Here is a 22476-nt window from a genome sequence, read left to right on the forward strand (position 1 = left end):
AGAAAATAGACGACTAAATACAAATAAGATAGAAGAAGAGAACGCAGCAAAGCTGCTGCGAGAACGTGACTTCGTCACTGCGAGAGCGGCTAGAAAGCGCCTTCGAGACAAGAAAAGCCAAAAGATGAAAAACTTTTGCTCTTACTCGAAGCCAATTTGTTGGCGAACTCGAAGGGAACTTGTTCCCGTTCTCGTATCGAAGCCCTCTCGAAGCGAAGCGCCCTTCTCTGCGGTGCTATTCTTGCACTAAATCCCGACAAATCTGCGCCAGATCTGACTGTACAGCAGCTGCAGTCACTTCACGCCCGGCACCGGGGCCTCTGATAATTAAAGGGTTGTCTTGATAGAAGGCACTGCGTATCACAAAAACATTATCGCCTGGAGTTAGATTTGCATAGGCATGTTGAGTGTCGACCCACTCCATTCTAACAGCAGCCTTAAGCTGGCCATCAACAACATCGAGTCCGGCAACATATCTCAAGACCTTACTTTGCTCTGCCGCTGTCTGAAACTGCTGCAACATATCTCCATCGAGTTCTGAGATCCGCGCTAAAAACTGTTCCAATGGAATATCGGCTAGATCAGCTGGCACTAATGAATGAAGTTCAATATCTTCCAGTTCAATCTCATGACCAATCTCGCGAGCCAAGATCAACAATTTTCGCTGCATGTCTCGACCGGACAGATCATCACGAGGGTCCGGCTCGGTAATACCTAGCCCTCTAGCCTCTAACACGAGTTCAGAGAACGGCTTCTTAGCGTCATACTTCTCGAATAACCAACACAAGGTGCCAGAAAATATACCACCAACAGCTTCGATACTATCACCGCTGTTATGCAGATCATTCAATGCGTGCTGTACCGGTAAACCTGCACCACAACTGGCATTGTAACGCCAAAATAACCTACGATTGCCTAACTGTAACTTAAGCTCTCGATAAAAAGCTAAGGGCCCTGAACCCGCTAGCTTGTTTGCGCTAACCACATGAATGCCACGTGAGAAGAACTCAGGATATTGCAGCGTTAAGTCGGCGCTAGCACTGATATCTAAGGCGATGAGTTCGTCACATTCGAGTGCTTGTAGCTGCTCAAACATATGATCATAGAGCCAAGGAGTAGCTTGCTCGTCAAACGCCTGTTTCCATGAGTCGAGATCTATCCCTTCCTCTTTTAATAAAGCCTTCTTAGAACTGAGTAAACCCACCAGCTCAACGCTAGCTTCTAACTCTTTATTGAGTGCAACTCTAGCTCGGCTGAACAGCCGAGCCCAAGTCTCACCAATATTACCCACCCCAAGCAGAAGCACACCTATGCGCTTGCGAGGACCAGCGCAACGACGATGCACTTTTTGAGTCAGCAGGTTAACTTGTGATGTCGGAACTAAAGTCACCAGACTTAAACCATCTTTAAACAATGGTCTTGCATCTCTGCTCAGCAGTCGAGCGAAGCCACGGCGGTACAGCCCGGCATCGGCGCTGACCAAGGCTACTAAACCTAGATCTTCTCGAATATGTATGTCAGAAACTTCCAGGGCATCGGTTGCCAGGATAGCTTGAACTTGTTTCTGATTCTCATGGGTAAAAGCCAGCTCAACTCGGTTATGAGCCAACTTCCAATGGGCTAACGGGATCAAGCCAGCCACTTCCAATAACTCAGCCAAATTAGCAGTATCACTACTGATTCTGAAACTAAACAGAGAGACACTGGACAGATTAGTCACCACCGGAGCACTGGCTTGAGAGCTCTTTGGTGCAATTAAGGTGAAATCGGTATGAGAGGCATAGCTGGAACGAACAGCCAGACTCACTTGAGTGTCAAATAGGGGCTGTAGAGAACGGTTATGCAGCACGGGTGAGCCCAGATGCGCTAAGCGATTAGCTTCATCTAAAGATAGGCTCTTAAGTAGTTTGGCATCGTTAATCTTGTTTGGATCGGCGTTGAATACACCTTCCACATCAGTCCAGATGGTGACACGTTCGATATTAGCTAAACTGGCAATCAAGGTCGCACTATAATCTGAACCATTACGCCCTAGTAGTAAGGTTTCGCCACGGCTGTTGGCGCAGATAAAGCCTGTGATAATCAATCTTTCGTTGGGATGCTCACCAAGGGTTTTCTGAACTCGTGATCGAGATTCATCGAGTCTGATCTGCGGCACGCCTCCTTCATCGGCTAGCAACAAGCTTCTGGCATCGACATCTGATGCTGCAACGCCGGACTCTCTGAGTAAAGCAGCCAAGAGACGAGCGGACCAACGCTCACCAAAGCTCACCACTTCACTTCTTTTATACTCGTTTAACGACTCTAGAGAAAACAGACTGATGAGCTGATACTTGTCGATAGACAAACGCTCTCTCAGGCTTCTGGCCTGCTCGTTAGAAAGCAGCTGTTCGATCAGATTCTGTTGAAAGCTGATTAACACCTGCAACTCTTCCTGCCATAGCTGACCAGTGTCTTTGAGTTCCAATAATTTATAAAGAAAATTGGTGCTCTTACCTGCGGCCGATACAACGACGAGATCATCGCTATTGCCGTGAGTGAGAAGGATATGAGCAACACGGCGGTAGCAATCTGCATCCGCTAAGCTAGAACCACCAAATTTGTGCAAATGACAACGCGCCATCTTTAACTCCTATCTACCGAGATTAACAACTCGCCGCTGCAGCGAGTCCAGCTTCAATATCGGCAACTAAATCGTCGGCATCTTCGATACCCACTGAAAGACGGATTAGGGTCTCTTTTACCCCAGCTTCTGCTCGAGCCTCTGGCTCCATAGCTCTGTGGGTCATTGTCGCAGGAACTGCGACTAAACTCTCTACCCCACCTAAACTTTCTGCGACAGAAAACACAGATAATTTGTCAAGAAAAGCTACCAACTGCGTTTCTCCGCCTTTAAGCTCGAAACTGAGCATGGCACCAAAGCCCTTTTGCTGCTTAGCAGCAATCTTATGACCAGGGTGATCACTAAGACCTGGATAGTAAACTTTATCGACCGCCTCGCTGGCAGTTAATACCGCTAACACCCGTTGTGCATTAGCCTGATGTTCACGAATACGTACCGCTAAGGTACGAATACCGCGTAGGGTAAGATAACTATCAAAAGCAGATCCTGTTAGGCCTAAGGTATTAGACCACCAATGCAATAACTCACCTAACTCGGCATCTTTAGCGACGACAGCACCACCGACTACATCGCTGTGGCCATTGATATATTTAGTAGTCGAATGGATAACAATATCGGCACCGAGCAAGAGTGGCTGCTGTAAAATGGGAGACAAGAACGTATTATCGACAACGACTAGGGCATCGACGGCATTACTCGCCTTGGAAATTTCTTCGATATCGACGACACGCAGTAAAGGGTTCGATGGTGTTTCCAACCAGACCATCTTAGGCTTCTGGGCAATAGCGGCTTCCAGTGCTATATTGTCAGTCTGATCCACCACAGCAAGCTTGAAGGCCCCCTTCTTGGCTAAGTTAGTAAATAGACGATAACTTCCCCCATAACAGTCATGGGGAACGATTAGCAGATCATCGGGACCAAGCAGGCTAGTCACTAATGTGATCGCAGCCATGCCAGTACAAGTCACCACACCTGTTGCGCCTTTCTCCAGTCCAGCGATGGCATCACCGAGAATAGAACGAGTCGGATTTCCCGAACGGCTATAGTCAAAATCTCTGGGGTTCTTGTGCCCATCGAAAGAGTAGTTAGTCGACAAATAGATGGGAGGCACCACGGCACCATGTTGGGTATCGGACTCAATCCCTTGACGCACTGCAATTGTGGCTAACTTACGTTCGGTCATCTACTACTCCTAGAACTATTTACTGAACACCTTCCTCCCAACAAAAATTGGACAGGAGATGTCTGGACGTCTAAATGTACCTAAGGGAAAGCCCAGCGTCAACCAAATATAGACGTTTAGACGTCCAAACATATGGAAATCTATTTGCAATTGTCATAAATAAGAGGCAATAATTTGACTGCACAATTTAAAGGGTTAAAATCTGCCCCGAATTTTGAATATACAGGTGAGTCAATGACTGAGTGGAATGGCGATTATATTAGCCCATATGCTGAACACGGCAAGAAGAATGAACAAGTAAAAAAAATTACTGTTTCTATTCCCTTGAAGGTACTTAAGGTTCTTACCGATGAGCGCACCCGTCGTCAGGTTAACAACCTACGTCATGCCACCAATAGTGAATTGCTTTGCGAGGCATTCTTGCATGCATACACAGGCCAACCTCTGCCTAACGATGATGACTTGTCTAAAGATAAGCCTGATACTATCCCTGCTGAAGTGAAGCGCTTGATGGATCAGATGGGTATCGAATGGGAAGATGTAGAGTAATCATACTCACTTAAATCTTGTTCAGTCAGTTTCAGGGATCGCATTGCGATCCCTGTTTGCTTCCACACTAGTTTCGACCCTGCAGAAACAATCGAGCCCGACTAAAAGATTAATATCGAAGCCTTTCATATTAATTAACAAGGCTAACGCCTTAACCATCACAGTACAATTGAGAGAAAATGCCGTGCTTTCAATGATAGATCCAACCACATTAGCTTTAGCTTCCCTTATCATCTTCTGTGGTGCCTTGACCCAGAGCCTTATCGGTTTTGGTTTAGCCATTGTCGCCTCTCCTCTGCTGTATATTGTCGATCCAGAGCTAGTACCGGCCCCGGTTATCATCATGGGCTTCTCTATCTCCTTGCTGACCCTGTTTAGAGAGCGAGGTGCCCTTGAGTTTAATGGGCTGCAATATGCCCTTCTTGGACGCATTCCTGGTGGTTTTCTCGGGGCAGGTCTATTGATATATGCACCACAACCCATTCTTGGACTGGCCATATCGGGCATCGTTGCCACGGCGGTCATATTGAGTTTGCTTAAGTTCAACATAGCCGTTAACCGCAAGAGCCTGTTTGGCGCCGGCGTGATATCTGGTGTATTTGGTAATATTGCCGCTATCGGTGGCCCACCACTGGCAATTTTGCTTTCAGGAAAAGATGCCCGTCAGTTTCGTGCGGCCCTATCGGCTTTCTTCATCTTCAGCTCACTGATCGCGCTTGTGATTCTTGGGATCACAGGTCTGCTTAGCATCAAACATCTATGGCTGTCGCTATTGCTTCTGCCTTCGGTGATCTTAGGTTATGTGGTCGCGGGGAGACTGATAGGGCATGTTGATAAAGATAAGACTCGCAAGGCAACACTCATATTATGTTCAATCTGTGCAACGATATTGGCGGTGAAGTCATTAATGGAATTAGGCTAAGAGAAGGTGCGAGTACGGAGCTTCGCTCCTACGAGTTCAAGAAAAGTCAGAAGCGAAAAGCTTTTGCTTTTAGCTCGCAGCCAACTTGTTGGCGAACTCGTAGCGAAGCGCCCTCGAAACTTCTTTAAATTTAAAAATGATATGACGTTTGTAAAACACCGCCTATAGCATCATCGCTGCCGACCATGCCGGTAAAGTCCAGATAAAAGACTCGACCAAATTCGAAGCCTGTACCTAAAGAGTAAATATCAGCCGTCGTGTCTTTCATATCGTGACGGTAACCTAAACGCAGTGCAAACCAATCCGTAGCTTTCAACTCACCACCAACGCGCCAATACTGAGTACCACCAACTTCTTCGAAGCGTTTATAGGCGTTCAGATCGATATCTGAGGTTAAACTTATACTGTCCCAGTCATAGGCGATACCTGCAGTAAATTGTGGCTTAACTTGATAGGTAAATTTACGGCCTTGTGCTTCTACCGTCTCCACATCCTGACTAATAAGGTTTCGACCAGATAGCCCCACAACCAAACCTTCTACAGGTTTCATGGCGACACCAACATCTAAGTTAAAAGTGACCTCGTCGTTTCTATACTTAAAATCATCAAAATCACTAGCCTCGAAGTTATTCGCACTAACGGCATAGTTATAGGTATCTATACGCTGAAGCTTAGGTGATACCCCGACTGCAATGGGCATATTGACAATTGAAAGTGGAAAGCTCAAGGCTACGCCTAAATCAGAAACCACACCGGCAACCACAGCTCCCTGTGAATCTAGGTCTGCCAGTTCTGAAGGATTATTTGGATCTAACCCATTAAGAGTATCAATATCAGATTGGGCAATGGCTGCGACTCCAATGGCATCCATATAGCTCTTATAAAACACCGCCATGGGCATTTTATGTGTGGGTAATACGATAGAGAATCCAATACCTGTACTCACATAAGCATTGTTATCTTTTAAAGACTCGAGATCGGTGACTAACTCACCACGATAGAGATCGACTGAAGTAGCATCACCGACTGTAATGGCAGCATCTAGTGCATCATAAGAGTCTTGCAGGGAATCAAACTTATCTATCATCTGATCTTTATCGGCACCATCGGCTCCGATCACGGGTAGTAACATGGCAAAATTATTGAATTTAGGTGTTTGCAGGGCCAGTAGAGCAGGATTAATGAAGCCAGCGCCCTCACGGCTTGATGAGGCCACACCGGCACCGCCCATGGCATCGCTTCTAGCCTCGTAGTATTGCTGCCCAGCGATAGCTACCGACGGGGTGAGTAGTAGTAGTGCACAGTAAAGTGCAAATTTGAGCATTTTCATCCTTTCAGCCCTTATCTTTATTTTTATTATTTGATGTTTGTTACGTTTCTTCCTACTAGGTAAAATCCAGCGTAGCGCACTGAACAAAACTCACAGAAATAAGTAGAGACACATAAAAACAGTCGAATTTAAAGATAGTCCAACATTCAGAATTGTGTACGATAAACACTCAAAAAACCAACACTTGTATCGATTTATTTTGATCTTTTTTTTAACAAGATGCCTTACTTAAGAACTACCCAGCTTAACCCGATAATAAATATGAATATTTACCACTCTTTATGGCTAATAAATTCAGTTTATAAATCACTAAATTCAGCGCTATTATTTGTAAGTTTTCTTTATTGCCCTAAAGCACATAATCCATAAAATGCTCAGCAGTAAGACCTAGGAATTATCTTAAAACCACAGGCTGATATTTGTCTTCATGCTAGAGGAGATAAAAGGAGGTATCGGCTATTCGTCAGTCATCAAACATAGAGACAAATACACCATCATTAAGAAGTTAAGAAGTAGGCTAATCACACTAGGCCATTAGCCTCAGGCAATGCTTAGGAGTTTAATAGGCGATCACAGGGAAAGAGAGCTAAGATCTGAGGATGAAGCAGCCCCCCAGACCCTTTATCGAAATTAACACATAAACTTAGTTGTCCTCTTGGGGGGAGACTAAGAGATCAACCCGTCGATTCGCTTTCCTGCCTTCGACATTATCATTACTGGCTAAAGGCTTAGCCTCGCCAAGGCTTTCGCTCTTAAGTTGCACAGCATTCACCCCTTGCTTACCTAGGTAATCTTGCGTAGTTACGGCTCTGCGTAATCCCAGAGCATAATTATACCAGACACTTCCCTTGCTATCGGTATTTCCCTCAAGCCTAATCATATCCGGGGAATTCGCCAACTTTGCGGCGACTTTAGCTAAGATATCACGGGATTCTGAAGTTAGCTTATCACTGTCAAAATCGAAATAAACCCGAGCCAGTAATTGCTTTTCGGATGTGACTCTCATTAACCCGCTAGCCGACAAATACTCCATACAGGCAGAGTAAACATCTTGGCTCTTTGCTAATTTAAGTAGCCTATTATTGACCTCTGTGTCACTTACCTCTTGTATGATCACTAGCCTACCATCTCTATGGTTCGCTAATGCGGTAACATCAGAAATTGTCACATCCTGACTAATAGTGTGACTCTTAGTGGAACAAAAAGAAGCCAAGTCATATTGAACTTTTTCAACAGCTTGTATCTCAGCTCCAGGCTGTACATCTTGAGCGCATCCGCTTAAGGCCGAGACCAGAGTAAAACAGATTAATAAGGTGGGGAATATTCTTGTCATCGCAATTTAACTCTCTGTGTGTCGGTAATAAAGTTTACTGATGCCATCACTCTTGGCGCCTTTCTTAATTAAGTCTAAAATTTCCTGGATCAAATCATCTAAGTCATCCACATCTATGATGTTGTCTGCGCCTACGCAATTTTTAAAAGCATTTTGCCCCGAAGCACTAAATTGAATCCCTATCACCCCCATATGCAGTGGAAGTTCGCCATCATTAAACTGAGACCTGATCTTGTCGCACATACCATAATTATTCACCAACTTAGAGAAAGTGTTTTCATAGGGAGATTCCATACCATCGCTAAGGATAAGGATCATTTTAAGGCGCTTGTTATACTCCTCACTCTCCTCCTCACTTGGCTTGACTGGTCGTCCCTTATCTAAGATTTGCGCCCCTCTCAACAAGCCTTGATAAACTGAAGTCCCGCCATCAGGAGACATACGACTCACAGTGTCTATCTGTGACTCTTGGTTTGTCAGCGGAATCGACCAAAAATTGCCGTTACACATAGAGCCGCTATAGAGCCTTTGGTAGCTAGGATTATGTTGAATATCTGCAGAGTTCTCGATAAAAATATCAGCAACCGTACGGCTATAATCTATCCAATTAGCACTATCAGGCCACTTCGAATTCCAATAAGCTGAAGGGGCATCATCCACAACAGCCCTCACAGTGCGTGCATCGCTTCTCGGGCCAGGTAAGCCGTTACACTTACGACTGTTATTAACGCAACGATCAACCTGGCTATAGCTTTCATTGGCCCAGTCTCTCCAATTTATCGATTCATAATCAGAGTAATTACTGCTAGTTTTTCCACTCGGATTTCGATACTTAAGCTGAGACATACAGACATTTCTACTGCTTCCCCCCTCTACTACTCGCATGTTATAGGGGACTAAAGCAATCCTATTACGAATTTCGGTCTCTCCGTCACGGGGCACTAAGATCTCATCGGCAACCTGAGTTATCGCCTCCTTAAGACTATTAATTTTTCCATGTTGATCCATGGAGCCAGAGAAATCGGAAACAAAAACGATATCCACATCACGGTCGCCCAGATACTCAGGATAATTACGGGCAATGGCAAGATTGGCTAAGGTTACAGTCTCTTTGAAACTCGGAATAACATCGCTATGTAGCCAGGAGTGATGGTCTGTTTTAGCCGTCACTCTATACTGGGTATATTCTCTGTCTTCAACACTGCCATTGGGCAGGGGGTAATGATCGACAGCCTCATTGCGCTCTACTTTTATCTGACTAATGTTATTGATATTTCTAATGTAGCTTGAAATATAATCACTCGCCAATTTCGACTCATATGCCTTGTCGTCACGATTGGCTATAGACACGGCAAGACTCGCCGCCTCTGTTGCATCGGCGAGACGATTTTGCTTTTGAATATAGCGTGTGCCCTCAAGCGCTAAAAAGACCATACCGAATAATGGAATAAGTAAAAAAGCTAAATAAATGGCCGCCGCACCTTGCTGCTTTTTTAAGGAGAATCTTGCTCTTCTATACATAACTACCTTCCGGGCATGACTGAACTGGAGTGAATATAGTGCTGCTCACTATCCCCCCAAAACTGGTTGAACCAGGAGTCTATTTTCAGGCACAGGGTAACTTGGTAAAGCGGAAACGTCTTATGCGCTGAGTTTATCGGAACAAGACTCGCTTTATCTTGAAGCGAATCATCGGGGCGACATGGTGTCCCTCCCCCAATGCCTTTATCGATACCGCCATAGCCGCCGTCCACTAACCACTCTACGCGTACCCCATAGGGAGCAGCCTCAGATGTATTGGGATAGCCGAGTAATCTAGCGGCCAAGATGTCTATTTCGTCCACTTCACTCGCTGTCACAATTGGTTTTTCCTCATAAAATCGAGTGCGCTCCTTGAGGATATTCACCAGTGAGTAACTCACTCGATCCAGATTCACCCTATTGAGTAGCTGCAAAGCGATATCCCCGGTGAAAACAAGCAGAGCTGAGGTAAAAAAAAGCACAAAGGCCAACTCTACGGTAAAAGAGCCTTGCTGCTTACTCTTCATCAACTGGCCACCCCTCATGCTCCATCGTCACTAAAATCCGACGACTGATTTTTTTCTCAATCACACCAGCCAGAAAAAACATAGGCGTATAGTCATAGGAGATCTCATACAAGGCCAGCGGGCTACGCTGCTGTTTCGCTTGTGTTCCACTACTCTTGTTATCAATCAAATCTTGCAAGCTCTCAAAATAAGAGATAGAAAGCTGATAGCGACTGGGGTCGACTAATAAGTGCCAAATCTCCCCCTTCTTCTCAAACATCTGAGTCATCCTCTGCCCATAAAGCTCTCCAGTCCGCTCACCATCCCAGACCCGAGTATCCCTGGATGATTCACGCAGAGCCGATTCGGTCAAATTAATCACGTAAATCAATCGACTGATTTCAAAAATGCCAAATGTGACCAGAAACATCACTATAGATCCTATGGCAAACTCGATAGAGATGACTCCCAATTGACGACGCTTGGACTGGGCTAACAAGCCTTTCCTCTTCACAAGTTGTCCTCCCCTCGACGTAAACTATAAAATAGCGCTGACACCTGCTCGGCTGAATAGTCATCGGCCAACAAACGATGTGCCTCACGATAACTTCCCTCCTTAAACAGTGAAATAGCCAAATTAAATGCCAACTTCTTCTCGTCGGGATGCTGTCGATATATGGGAGTCAAAAGCTCTACTGCCTGCAGATATTGCCCCTGAGCCAGATAGAGCACAGCTAAATTATTCTTAACCGCTATATCGTCATGGCCTTTTAAACGAGCTTGATTGAACTCGACTTCTGCCTCCTTATATCGGCCACTATTAGTTAACGCAATGCCTAGCTTAATGAATAAAGAGGAATCAGGGTAACCCAGAGACTCGGCCTTTCTAAACTCAGAAATAGCCATATCAAACTGGCCAGAATCAGCCGCAATACTCCCAGAAAGGAAATATAAACTAGGTTGATGAGCCTGCTGACTCTTTAGCTGTTCGACATAGAAATGAGCTGATTCAACATCTCGATTGTCATAGTAGGCCTGAGCCAAATTAAGCATCACAGCCGATGAATCAGGCGTTTTCGCCAGCTCTGCCTTGTAATGCTGAATTAGGCCCTCATGGTTACCCACCGCGACTAGCTCTTTAACTGTCACTTGGTGGGGCTCTGGTGTCGTGGTACACCCAACTAATAAGCTAAGAAGCAGTATTGGAATTAAGTAATATCTTCTCATTAGTTAACCTATAGATAGAGAAAGCTGCATAAAGCCCGGAGCCAAGATCAAGATAACGATGGGAAACATAATAAGTATGATCAGAGGCACACTCATTTTTGCCGCAAGCTTACCTATACTTTCCTCCATACTCAGCACCTGCATTTTGCGCATGTCTTCTGCCAAATCTGACAAGACATTAGCGATAGAAGTGCCGTAATGAATATTCTGGATCAGGGTCAATGAGAAGCTGCGAACTTCAGCAGTGGGGATCCGCTCACTCAGCTCTAACAGCGCTTTTTCCAGTCCAGTGATACGTGAGGAATCGGCGGTTTTTTTGATATGGAAACAGAGATCTTTATCGAAAGCCTTTAACTCTTCGGCGAGATAAGCCAGTGCGGTTTCAACCGTCATCCCGGTTGAAACACACACAGACATCATATCCAGCATGTAAGGCAACTGACGAGAAGTCTTCTTAATCAGCATCTTCTTGCGCATAGACAAGATAATATCGGGTAATATCAAGGCTGCCACCATGCTTATAGCCCCAACAGTAACCTTGCTTGACAGTGTCATATCCGAAATAACAATAAGAAGAATAATCAGCAGAGCAAAAGCTATTTTAGCTGGTACATAGAAACGGGCGAATCGAGTGTTATAGATACCCGCATCAATAAATTGCTGCTCCAACTCTTCTCGTTTCTCCTGACCGATACGCACCACGAGTTTGCTTAGTTTTTCCAGACTGGTCTCTTGTGAAGTTTCAAGATAACGTAAGATATGCCATTGGCGCTGTTTCTCCTGATGCCACAAAGCCAGGCCTAATGCCAATAAAGCACTTACAAGAACAATAACCAAGATGATAATCGTCATCAGCCCATGCCTCTAATCAGTAATTGTGATTTAGTCCCTGAAGCCTGCAAAACAACCGCCGCAAAACTAACGCAGATAATCACCATCAGCGCATACCTCTAATCAGTAAATACAGATTAATACCTGAGATCAGCAAGCCAATTGTCGCAATCACGAGCAAAATAATGGTAACCACTAGCGCACTCCTTTGATCAGTAACCAGATAATAAACATTCCCAGAGCCTCACTTCCGACCACGTAGTACAAGATGTAGCGCCCAGAAGGATCCGTCAGCACAAAATCCAAATTCTGCGGGCTGAGATAGCTAAGTAGAATCATGAAGAAGAAGGGCAAGCAACCCACTATTTTCGCCGATAGCCGTGCTTCCGATGTCAGCGCAGCCTTCTTCTTATCTAAGGTTCTGGCATCCATCAAGACGCGAACCAATCTGGCCATAACAGGCTTAAGCTGCCCGCCTCGGGACATGTTGGCGCGGATAGTGACGATAAAAAATAGAAAGCTCGGATAGGGGAAGCGTTTACTGGCACGCTTAAAAACCTGCTCAGGAGGTTCACCTAACTTGAGACGATCCCCCATATCTCTAAATTCGTGTCCGATTTGATTATCCAGTGACTGGCCGACATAACAGATGGCCTGCATAATACTTTCACCGGAAGCGACGGCACTCATCATAATATTGAGGGCATCGGGGAAGGTCTGTTCGAAGGTCTGTTTACGCTTTCCCATCAACCAGCTCCAGCCCCATAAAAAACCTAGAGCAGGCATGATCAGCGGCAACCACAGATTATCCAGCTGCAGGAAGCTATTGATATAGATCCCGGCTCCGCTAAGCAGCAGCAGGAAAACAGATAATTTTAGCCAAGCTTTTTCACCAAGGATGCTAAATGCTGGGCGAAGTAGTAGCTGAATTTTAGTCAACCAGACCCTATGCTCCAAGGTTTCAAGCTTAACCGCCGACTGGATTTCATCTATGTCTGCCCTGTCGATCTTTTTTACCAGATACTGACTCTTGATATCTTGGCTTCTCATGCCCCACAACAATGCGGCGATACCGAGTAAGAATAAGGAGAAGTACAAGATCATTGCTGGCCCCTAAAAGCCAACATCAACTCCTCTTGCAGACCAAAGTAGGCCGCTCGCTGCATCAAGATAGAGCGCTGCATAATCCCAAGAGTCACATATTCACCCATCACCTTATCTAAACTCTGGCCCTCGGCTGGTTGGAACTTGAATAACTCCTCCATCACCACACTCTCGCCTTCGAGGCCAACGACCTCTGAAATACTGGTGATCTTTCGCGACCCATCACGTTGACGGTTAACCTGAACCACTAATTGTACCGCCCCGACTATGGTGCGACGTATGGCGGCTAAGGGTTGATTCAAGCTAGCCATCATCACCATAGACTCGACTCTGGAGATAGCATCTCTGGGAGTATTGGCATGCAAGGTAGACATGGAGCCATCATGACCGGTGTTCATCGCCTGTAGCATCTCGAATGCTTCGGCTCCACGGCACTCACCTAAGATGATTCGATCCGGGCGCATACGCAGGGAGTTGATAATCAAGTCCCTCTGATCTACCTGACCGGTACCTTCGGTACTGGCGGGACGTGTTTCCAACCTGACCACATGGGGTTGTTGCAGATTTAGTTCGGCCGCATCTTCTATGGTGATGATGCGTTCATCATCTGCAATATAATTCGAAAGTGCATTGAGTAAGGTTGTCTTACCTGAACCTGTGCCTCCTGAGATCAATATGTTTAAGCGGCAGCGAGCCGCTATCATCAAGACTCTCGCCATATCTGGCGATAAAGAGCCGAAACCTACCAGCTCCTCTAAACCAATCTTTTGCTCTCTAAACTTACGAATAGAAATGGTTGTACCATCGATAGCAACAGGCTTAATTACAATATTGACTCGACTACCATCACTAAGACGGGCATCCACCATAGGTGAAGACTCATCGATCCGACGCCCAACCCTAGCCGCAATACGCTGAGCAATCTCCAGCAGTTGCGCCTCGTTCACAAACACCACTTCCGAACTGTGAATTTTACCGTGACGCTCATAGAAAATCTGATCACAGCCATTGACCATGATGTCATTAATGGTGTCATCTTCCAGCAGCGGCTGCAGTGGACCCAGACCAATCAGTTCATCAACCAGGTTTTTAACCGTCATATTGCGTACTGAGGTAGAAACAGGCTGACTGAAATTGTTCGCGAGCACCTCAACCGCACTCTGGATCTGGCGGTACAACTCCTCCCGTGGCATTTTGGCTATTGCCTGAGCATCCAAAGCCTCAAAAATTTGCCCCCGAAAACTAAGGTAAATCTCTTTATTATTGTTCATCGTTGCATTAGCGCCTTGAGTTTATCCAGAGCAGATACCTGGGCTTCAGCCTGTTTACCCTGTATCAGTTGGGCTAATTTATTGAAGGCGCCATTACGTTTCTCAAAGCGATGTAATCGCTTTCCTGACAACATAAGAGCCGAGAATTTCGCGGTATAATCCAACTGAATATCTACCGAGCGCTCCAGATAACGCTCAACCTCATCCTTTTTCAAAGGAAACGCCCCTTCGGGACGATGAATATTGAGAAAGGTTAAGATACGTATATCAGCAGTACCCGACAGATTATGCATCTCAATTTTTTCGATGATTTGGCTGGCATTGCGCACCGAAGAGACCGTGGGGTCAAGCACGATAACAAACACATCCATCCGCTCCGACAGCGCTGCTGGATCCATCATAAAATCATTAGCACCGGAAAAGTCTTCAATAATAAAGTTGGCTTTTCGGCTGAGTAGCTCGGCTATATTTTGGCTGTTGCTATAGAGATTTTCGGCCGATTGCGCCCCCCCTAATGCCAATAAACTAAAGTGTTTGTCTATTTTACTCAGGTAGTTACTGGCACTCGCTTCATCCATATCCCTAAGCTGTAACTCGAGGTTATCCGAGTCTTGACGTATGAACTGTTTAAGGCCCAATAAGATATCTGTGTTGCTGTTGAAGTACTGATGGTCAACTTGGATCGTGTCTATCCCTTGAAAAGCTAATGTCGCCGATAGCTCACAGGCAACCATGGTATTGCCTATGCCACCTTTAGTTCCTACCACCGCCACCCGCTTAGCCTTACGATTTCTAGTTACCCCAGAAAGACGTTGCTGGTTAATATGTACATGACGCAAAAACTCACTTAATTCCTCTTGGTTCAGCGGCCACAGCAGATAATAAAAACCCATCCCTTTTAGCTCACGCAATGTGGTGATGGTGTCCTCTTTACCTATCACGATGACGCCTTTCTGATTTGGCAGTTTACTGGCCAAATCTCGAGCATCTTCGACAATATTCGTCGACTGGTTAAGCTCAAAAATTACGATATCTTTTAACGCATCCAGCTGTAAGTCACCGGGATTAGAGATCTTAATACAATCTGGGTAATTCCAACCTTCGAAACGGAAAACCTGCTCTATCAGCTCCCGACAGTGTGCCGTTTGATAATAAAAAGAGCAGCTAGTCGGTCCCGCTGGTTCACGGTTAAACTGGGCTGCCTGGGTGACAACCTTGGCCAAATCAAACATGCTATTGCCCCTCTGGCAGAATAAGAGTTCGCGGATCACGCACATGTTTGAGCCGCATAGAATCGACGAAGCAGCCAGTATCACTGTCCATTCTTCCCAAGATGCTGGGTTTGCAAGTCTGAGTTTTGACTCGGTATTTACCTATGCTCATCTTTATCACTGACTTCCCTGAATCCAGCTTTTTCACCTTTATTCTCGAAGAAACAAGCCCTAGATTGAGTAGCTTCTGCTTAATTACATTCACCCAAGACTTATCAAGCTGAGTTCGGTAACTTAAGGTCCACAAAGTTTGTTCAATCTCAGGTTCAAAACTATTAATGATGCGATCTAGCTGCGCATTTATCTCCACTCGGTCACTGGGGTTTTTAGGCTCGATAACAAAGTCATGTATCTCTTGATACACGACCGCTTCGCTGCCTAGTTGGATCTTGGCGCTATCGGCGCAGCCACTGAGACTCAACATGATTAGGCCTAATATGATTAAGGTTCTCACTGAATAAAGCCCCCTTGGTTGAGCATATGAATGACGTTGACATTATTATCTTCGTCGGATTCAGGCTCGATATTAAAGAAGCGCGCCAAGGACTTAGTCGGCGTGATTTTGGGTAAGCGAATGTCTGTGGGCGCAATGGGTTTGACGAGGTTAACCGTGGCTACGATCACTAGCTCAGTTTTCTTGCGAGTCGTTCCTACATGCCTGAATAGGGCACCAACGCCTGGAATATCACCTAATAGCGGGATCTTACTGACTTGCTCTAGTTCATCACTACTCATCAGGCCACCAAGCATAAAGCTTTGGCCATCCCCCAGTTCTATGGTGGTCATAGCGCGACGTGTGCTCAACTGTGGTACCTTGATCCCAGCGGCCTCAATAAAACCTTCAACGGCACTGACTTCAGGCATCAATTTAAGCTTAATCCTACTATTATTCAAAACCTTAGCCGAAATATCTAAGCGGACACCAAACTCTTTAAAAGTCACATTGGTAGTATTATCATTGGTAAAGATCACAGGGATCTCACCACCAACCAGGAAGCTTGCCGATTCTCCAGACATGACAGAAAGATTAGGTTCTGCCAATACCTCAGCAATTTTGTCGTTATCCAGCGCAGTGATGACGGTCGATAAATCACTGGCTTTAAAGTCTAAGAAAGAGAACTCACCGGCAGCATTCCCCACCGTCGACCAATTAACTCCTAATGTCTCATTAAACTCTTTGGTAACCTGCGCCACCGAAATTTTTACATTCACCTGCTGTGTCTGAGAAAGTCTTAATCCCTCAATAATGCCTTCCCAGGTAAAGTTTCGCTGGTAAGTTAGCCAGTTAGATTCACTGAAGGAGTCTTCGAATTCCACATCTTTAGTTTGGTCATCGAAGCGGTCGACTTTCTCCCGCCCTAATAACTTAGCGACCAGACGATAGATATCATCACGTTGCTGTTCACTATCGACGATGCCGCGCACGGCCACCTTATCGCCCACCGAAGTGAGGTTAATATCAAGGTCGGGATAAAACAGTTTAATTTGACGGCGGATCTGAGACAGGTTGATATCCACATGCAATAACTGAGATAAGATCACCTCATTGGCTTTGTTATAAACAAATAGCCTTGCCTGGCCTAATTTATTGCCGTAGAGAACCAGTTTATTACTGCCGGTGATCTTATAATCGGCTATCTCAGGCTGGCTGATGAACACAGTCCCTATATCCTGATCCAGCTCTACACTAGTGGCATCATTTAGGGTAATAAATCTATCACCTGCCATAGCATTACTACAAAAAAACAGGCCCAACAATAGGCCCTTCACACACATATTCACTAGATTCGTCATGGTTAAAAAATCCCGCCGACATTACTCTTAGATGCACCACGCAACTCAACCACCCCGGTGTAATTCGTAATAACATCACTCACATCAGCCTCAGGATTTGGACCATAGTGTTGACTAGGATGCACTTCGATATGCATGGTCCGCTGGGCCAAAGTCAAACGAGCCAGATCATCGGGAGCCACTTCGATAACCATGCGGGTCTCCTCCTTATTTGAGCTTTTCACCTTAGGGGCTGCTCCTCCGGGTTCGCTTTCACCAATTGAGATGACTCTGACTTTTCTCATCAATAACGATGCCTTCAAGCCAATAAAATCTTCAACTCTATGGGTGTCGGTGGCTAAGTTATACTCAGGTGAGCTGACCACTAAAATGTCGATATCATCACCGGGCAAAATATAATTGTTGATCAGATTTTTTGTTGCTACGGTCAGTGGATATAAGGTCATTCCCTCCCTGGCAATCAAGCTAAGGTAGCCAAGGTCTCCAGGGTGACTAAGCTGCTCGGGAAGCAGGTATTGATCGATATTAAGTGCGGTATTAGTTAATGTCTGCGTGTCTAGTTTAAGGTCGACATCGGCATTAAAGCCCAAGGCTTGCGCCTCCTTCTGCCCTAGCTGCACTCTCTTAAGATCCCTTAAGGTTAAAAAAGTGCCTTTATCCATATTTTTTTTCACTTGCCACAGGGTATAAGTTATCGGCGCCTCATCATCACTAACAGGCATGACAACAGCCTCTGGACTTGAGAGCAGTTTATCTGCCACGCCATACAGTCCGGTCAATACCGCAATAAATGCGATAATGAAAATCAATTTAGAATTAAGCATTATTCTACTGTTCTGTTAGTGCTGGTTAATGACGGTTACAGCCAAATATCAAGATTGAGTTGTAGCGCCTAAATAACGAGCCAAGATAGGAATATAAAAACCTAAGGAGATAGCGATACCATAGGGCAAACCGGGATCTTCTCCTCGGGGGATTTTTTGGATAATTCGATATTTAATCAGATAGGTAACTGCCAGTATTCCACCAAATATAGCGGTCAAGCTTAACGCTATAGACAATGACGTTATTGGTAAAGCGACGCCCAGAGCGCTGGCTAACTTTCCATCTCCTGCGGCGAGCCACCTGAGCTTAAAAAGCAGTAAACTGAAAAAAAAGATTAAACATCCGCTAAGCAGGCCAGCAACCAATTGCTGCTGACTCTGGGCTAGCCAGATGCAGATAACCAAGACGACGAGACAGCTTGAGTTAGAGATACGTCGTTGACCTATGTCACTGACACAACAAGTAGTCAAAACGAATAACAGACTAGCTATGGCCAATATGGTTAGTTGCATACAATCAAAATAACCTATGGTTCGCTTTATTATGTACCAGCGGTCATTTTAGCTAAGTTAGTTGTGATCAATGCAAATGCATCATTCAGCGCAGTCATCAAGTTGCCATCAGAAGCAAAAACTGCTGTCAATGCAACTGCCATAGCTACAGCGATCAATCCATATTCGATTGCCGTTACGCCGCGCTCATCTTTTTTATAAGTCGCGAGAAAAGCCATAGTATTGCAGTAAAACTTGTTCATAAATAACTCCATCATATTTATATAGCCTAATTAATAATTAGTCTGTTGAATCGTTCAACGGCTGGATTATATTAAAGACAGAAATCAAAATAAAAATAGAATCTATAAGTTTTAGTTATAGGTCAAAATAATATTAAGAAAGATTTAGCATTTAATATTAATTAGAGAATACTTAAACGGTTAAATATTTAATAATTGTTGAGTTAGCCATTCGACTGCTGGTGACTTTTGATGGCCAATCGTAAAAATTAATGAGCTTCTCCAATCTCTATTTCTCGACTGTTCTTTTTCAAGAGAAAGCTTATTTAAACTGCCTTTTTCCAGATCGTGCGCAACGACAAAACTAGGCAGAAACGCAATCCCTAAACCATTACGACAAAATGACAACAAGGTATGAATATCCTCCACATACCAAATTTTCTTAGTCAAACTCACCTCATAAAACCCTGCCAATGGGGTTTCTGAGGGCAGTAATATACGGGATTGATTAAAGGTGGCTCTATCAATCTTGATAGCTCGGGAATCAACATCATCATGCTGCAAATTTTTAGCGAGTGAATAACTTGGTGACACGACCCAGCAGCTATCGAGCTGGAATGCGGGCATATTTTCAAAGGTCTTCTCAATATCTCGACCGAATAACCCGAGTGCAAATTCCAGTGTTTCATCCGCAAGTTTTTGAGATAAAGACTCGCTGGACCTCTGTACAATGGTTAGCTCAACTGCGGGGAAAGCCTCTGAAAACCTTAGGATTATATCTTTAACCTCTTGGCAGCAAACCAGAGGATCTATACCTATACTCAGCTTGGTCTGTTCTACCGTGGAGATAAATTTAGAGCGCTCGACAAACGTGCTGTATTGAGACATCAATAAGCGTGCGTCTTTCAATACCAACTCCCCTTGCTGAGTCAACAGAGGGTATTTTCCATTTCTGTCAAACAAGGTAAAACCCAGATCTATTTCCAGGTTTTGAATCGACAAGCTGATACCAGCCTGAGATTTTTTTAATTTTCTACCTGCTGCACTAAATGAACCTGTATCGGCTGCTGCGATAAAGGAGATAAGACTCTCGAGTTGAATTTTCATGAGTGACTATTTTTGAAGTCCTGATTTTACTGTCAACTTCCCTGCCAGTAATTTATGTAAGAATGTATAGATACAGTATAAAAAAACAAATTATTAAAGTTAAATATACATATACAAGCGAACACTATCTAATCGAGTTTAATATGAGATCATATATTAAACTGTCGCAGATAATAACCGTGAGAATATTAACTATACAACTAGACATTTGTATCACATTGTATCACCTTGCGATACATTTAAAATAAAAACCAATAAAGTAACAATATAGAAACAACCCAAACGTTACTAATATTAACATTAGATCCTCGGAATAATAATAAAACTCATTTAAAACAGTGCATTTGATTTTCCGTCAAAAAACCTAATTGTTTCGCAGAAGTTTCACCTTTGATCCAACCTTAACCAAACCTATCAAATTTAGTTTCACTTGTATATTTTGGATTTTATGTGGGATTTTATTCCCTAGTATATTTCATAAAATTATTAATAGTGAATGAAATAAACGTTTTTAATCTTGCTGGCTGAAATTTGTCTTTATGATAAAGCAAATAAAATGGTGTGTCGGCGACTCGCCAACCTTCAAAAACCGAAACCAATTCACCTCGACTAAGCTCTTTAGAGCAATAGAGCCCGGGCAGTCTCACTATGCCATTGCCCGCTAAAGCACTGTGCTTCATTGCCCTGCCATTCTTACAACGAAAAACTCCATTGATATGCACATCAAGTTTATGCTCGCAATCATCGACATGGTAGAAGGACCAACTATTGATTGCTCCCGTGATGCACAGATGCACTTTCAGCTCTCTTGGATGAGTGGGATAACTGCGGCTGTTAAAATATTTAGGTGAAGCCAAGATCCTGTTTTCAATGCTCATTAGCTTGTGCGCAACGAATCCGTAATCTTCTAGCTCTCCCATGCGAAAAACCAGATCAAACTGCTCCACCAGCAAGTCGACTCGCTGACTACTAAAATCCAGCTCTACTGATATACCAGGATATTTAGCAATAAAGTCATTAACCAGACTCGCGATAACCTCCTCGCCGAGAAAGCCCCCCACACAGTTAATTTTGATGCTTCCTTGTAAATTGTGGGCATTGTCCACGGCAATTTCCACCGCCTGATCAATACTAGATAGGGTATTCTGGTCAAGCACAACTGGACACCTGACTTTGTAACTTTTCATAGTTGCTCGGTGTTAAATCACCTAGCGTAGTATGTAACCGCTCATGGTTGTAATACCTAATATATTCCTCAACATCTTGCTTCATTGACTCTCGTGTTAAATGAACTACATTCAACAGCCATTCGTGCTTTAAACTACCAAAAAATCGTTCAACGACAGCATTATCTAGGCAAGCGCCAACACTGCTCATAGAAGGTGTCATTCCGCTCTTTGTTAGCAAGCTTTGGAATTGCTTACTCGTATACTGCGAGCCTCTGTCACTGTGAAATAAAACACCGCAGCCTGGTTGACGAAGTGTTATAGCCACCTGTAATGCACGTTCAACCAAGCTGACGGTCATTCGTTTCGAGATACTCCAGCCAATGATTCGTCTAGAGTGTAAATCCATAACAATAGCTAAATACATCCAGCCTTCGTTAGTTCTCAGATAGGTGACATCACCTGCCCAAGCTTGGTTAGGTTCAGCAGGGTTAAAGTTCTGGCTCAGCACGTTATCTGCAACACTATCACTGTGTTTTCGCTTAGTCGTTACTGTATAGGCTTGGCGCTGAGTCACCACTAAGCCAAGCTTTCGCATGATAGAGCGAGTGCGATAACGGCCGATGATATAGCCTTCTTCACATAGTTTTTTGGATAACTGACGTGAGCCTAAGCTGTTACGACTGCGCTTGAAAAGGCGCTTTGCCGTACGATACAGTTTTAGCTCATTTTCGCTAATAATCTTAGCGGGCCTAGATAGCCAATCATAGAAGGCACTACGGCTAACGTTCAGCACCTTACAAACTGTTTTTATTTCGAATTGAGAGCGGTTGTCTCGAATATACCGAAACTTTACTTCATTTCTTTCGCGAAGAAGGCACTGGCCTTTTTTAATATTTCTTTCTCTACCCGAAGCTGCTTAACCTCTTTTCTTAGGGCTAAAAGCTCGGCTCTCTCATCTGAAGTTACGTTAGAACTCTCTAGCTCTTCAGCCTTCTGTTTCCAGGTATAGAGCAGGTTGGATGAGACACCAAGCGCGTCTGCGGCTTGTGGAACGCTATAGCCTTGTTCGGTTATCAAGCATAAAGCTTCTTCTTTAAACTCTTTGGTATAAGTTCGGTACTGTCTTTTCGTATTCATGCTCACCTCGATTGATAGTTCTATTATCCACAATCATGGT

At 44.4% G+C, this 22476-nt stretch carries 22 protein-coding genes; 2 read left to right on the forward strand and 20 right to left on the reverse strand.

What is annotated here, in order from left to right; genetic code table 11:
- Nucleotides 1–235: 235 nt before the first annotated feature.
- On the reverse strand, nucleotides 236–2623 hold the full coding sequence (locus sps_RS14560; protein ID WP_077753193.1) for a bifunctional aspartate kinase/homoserine dehydrogenase II: 2388 nt from the start codon (nucleotides 2621–2623) through the stop codon (nucleotides 236–238).
- Nucleotides 2624–2645: 22 nt separating this feature from the next.
- Nucleotides 2646–3806: a cystathionine gamma-synthase gene (gene metB / locus sps_RS14565; RefSeq protein WP_077753194.1), complete on the reverse strand. Its 1161-nt coding sequence runs from the start codon at nucleotides 3804–3806 to the stop codon at nucleotides 2646–2648.
- Between the two features lie 234 nt (nucleotides 3807–4040).
- On the opposite strand from metB, the gene metJ reads away from it, so the two are divergent.
- Nucleotides 4041–4355 carry a met regulon transcriptional regulator MetJ gene (gene metJ, locus sps_RS14570; RefSeq protein WP_005500679.1) on the forward strand — a complete coding sequence of 105 codons (315 nt, stop codon included), beginning with the start codon at nucleotides 4041–4043 and terminating at the stop codon, nucleotides 4353–4355.
- Between the two features lie 184 nt (nucleotides 4356–4539).
- Nucleotides 4540–5277 carry a sulfite exporter TauE/SafE family protein gene (locus sps_RS14575; protein ID WP_077755703.1) on the forward strand — a complete coding sequence of 246 codons (738 nt, stop codon included), beginning with the start codon at nucleotides 4540–4542 and terminating at the stop codon, nucleotides 5275–5277.
- A gap of 130 nt (nucleotides 5278–5407) precedes the next feature.
- Here sps_RS14575 and sps_RS14580 read toward each other — a convergent pair whose 3' ends face one another.
- The 18 genes from sps_RS14580 to sps_RS14665 form a co-directional block, all read right to left on the reverse strand.
- The gene (locus sps_RS14580) at nucleotides 5408–6607 is read right to left on the reverse strand and encodes a conjugal transfer protein TraF (protein ID WP_077753195.1); all 1200 of its coding nucleotides are present in this window, start codon (nucleotides 6605–6607) and stop codon (nucleotides 5408–5410) included.
- A 643-nt stretch (nucleotides 6608–7250) separates the two neighbouring features.
- Nucleotides 7251–7940 carry an OmpA family protein gene (locus sps_RS14585; RefSeq protein ID WP_077753196.1) on the reverse strand — a complete coding sequence of 230 codons (690 nt, stop codon included), beginning with the start codon at nucleotides 7938–7940 and terminating at the stop codon, nucleotides 7251–7253.
- Between the two features lie 6 nt (nucleotides 7941–7946).
- On the reverse strand, nucleotides 7947–9461 hold the full coding sequence (locus tag sps_RS14590; RefSeq protein ID WP_077753197.1) for a pilus assembly protein: 1515 nt from the start codon (nucleotides 9459–9461) through the stop codon (nucleotides 7947–7949).
- Nucleotides 9462–9463: 2 nt separating this feature from the next.
- Nucleotides 9464–9988, reverse strand: a complete 525-nt coding sequence (gene tadF, locus sps_RS14595) for a tight adherence pilus pseudopilin TadF (RefSeq protein WP_077753198.1) — start codon at nucleotides 9986–9988, stop codon at nucleotides 9464–9466.
- The gene (locus sps_RS14600; protein WP_077753199.1) at nucleotides 9978–10481 is read right to left on the reverse strand and encodes a TadE/TadG family type IV pilus assembly protein; all 504 of its coding nucleotides are present in this window, start codon (nucleotides 10479–10481) and stop codon (nucleotides 9978–9980) included. Before sps_RS14600 ends, tadF begins: the two co-directional genes overlap by 11 nt.
- The gene (locus tag sps_RS14605; RefSeq protein WP_077753200.1) at nucleotides 10478–11194 is read right to left on the reverse strand and encodes a tetratricopeptide repeat protein; all 717 of its coding nucleotides are present in this window, start codon (nucleotides 11192–11194) and stop codon (nucleotides 10478–10480) included. The genes sps_RS14600 and sps_RS14605 overlap by 4 nt, the downstream gene beginning before the upstream one ends.
- A gap of 3 nt (nucleotides 11195–11197) precedes the next feature.
- Nucleotides 11198–12046: a type II secretion system F family protein gene (locus sps_RS14610; protein ID WP_077753201.1), complete on the reverse strand. Its 849-nt coding sequence runs from the start codon at nucleotides 12044–12046 to the stop codon at nucleotides 11198–11200.
- 174 nt (nucleotides 12047–12220) lie between these two features.
- The gene (locus sps_RS14615; protein WP_077753202.1) at nucleotides 12221–13129 is read right to left on the reverse strand and encodes a type II secretion system F family protein; all 909 of its coding nucleotides are present in this window, start codon (nucleotides 13127–13129) and stop codon (nucleotides 12221–12223) included.
- Nucleotides 13126–14400, reverse strand: coding sequence for a CpaF family protein (locus tag sps_RS14620; protein ID WP_077753203.1), 1275 nt, complete (start codon nucleotides 14398–14400; stop codon nucleotides 13126–13128). Before sps_RS14620 ends, sps_RS14615 begins: the two co-directional genes overlap by 4 nt.
- Entirely contained in the window at nucleotides 14397–15632 is a 1236-nt protein-coding gene (locus tag sps_RS14625; RefSeq protein ID WP_077753204.1) for a CpaE/TadZ family protein, read from the reverse strand. The genes sps_RS14620 and sps_RS14625 overlap by 4 nt, the downstream gene beginning before the upstream one ends.
- A gap of 1 nt (nucleotide 15633) precedes the next feature.
- On the reverse strand, nucleotides 15634–16125 hold the full coding sequence (locus sps_RS14630) for a hypothetical protein (RefSeq protein ID WP_077753205.1): 492 nt from the start codon (nucleotides 16123–16125) through the stop codon (nucleotides 15634–15636).
- Nucleotides 16122–17465 carry a type II and III secretion system protein family protein gene (locus sps_RS14635; protein ID WP_077753206.1) on the reverse strand — a complete coding sequence of 448 codons (1344 nt, stop codon included), beginning with the start codon at nucleotides 17463–17465 and terminating at the stop codon, nucleotides 16122–16124. The genes sps_RS14630 and sps_RS14635 overlap by 4 nt, the downstream gene beginning before the upstream one ends.
- A 2-nt stretch (nucleotides 17466–17467) precedes the next feature.
- Nucleotides 17468–18289, reverse strand: coding sequence for an RcpC/CpaB family pilus assembly protein (locus sps_RS14640; RefSeq protein WP_077753207.1), 822 nt, complete (start codon nucleotides 18287–18289; stop codon nucleotides 17468–17470).
- Nucleotides 18290–18337: 48 nt separating this feature from the next.
- Nucleotides 18338–18802 (reverse strand): A24 family peptidase, encoded by a 465-nt coding sequence (locus tag sps_RS14645; RefSeq protein ID WP_077753208.1) that lies wholly within the window; start codon nucleotides 18800–18802, stop codon nucleotides 18338–18340.
- A 29-nt stretch (nucleotides 18803–18831) separates the two neighbouring features.
- Complete coding sequence (locus tag sps_RS14650) at nucleotides 18832–19044, reverse strand: Flp family type IVb pilin (protein ID WP_077753209.1); 213 nt, start codon at nucleotides 19042–19044, stop codon at nucleotides 18832–18834.
- A gap of 180 nt (nucleotides 19045–19224) precedes the next feature.
- Nucleotides 19225–20130, reverse strand: a complete 906-nt coding sequence (locus sps_RS14655; protein WP_077753210.1) for a LysR family transcriptional regulator — start codon at nucleotides 20128–20130, stop codon at nucleotides 19225–19227.
- 458 nt (nucleotides 20131–20588) lie between these two features.
- A complete protein-coding gene (locus sps_RS14660) occupies nucleotides 20589–21287 on the reverse strand; it encodes a substrate binding domain-containing protein (RefSeq protein ID WP_237157843.1) in 699 nt (232 codons plus the stop codon).
- Nucleotides 21280–22436, reverse strand: a protein-coding gene (locus sps_RS14665) for an IS3 family transposase (protein ID WP_149027232.1) whose coding sequence is annotated in 2 segments (ribosomal slippage) — nucleotides 21280–22190 and nucleotides 22190–22436 — 1158 coding nt in all. Because the reading frame shifts where the segments join, the coding sequence is not laid out codon by codon here. The genes sps_RS14660 and sps_RS14665 overlap by 8 nt, the downstream gene beginning before the upstream one ends.
- Nucleotides 22437–22476: the final 40 nt, after the last annotated feature.

This window comes from Shewanella psychrophila, assembly GCF_002005305.1.
In the GTDB taxonomy this organism is placed as follows: Bacteria; Pseudomonadota; Gammaproteobacteria; order Enterobacterales; family Shewanellaceae; genus Shewanella; species Shewanella psychrophila.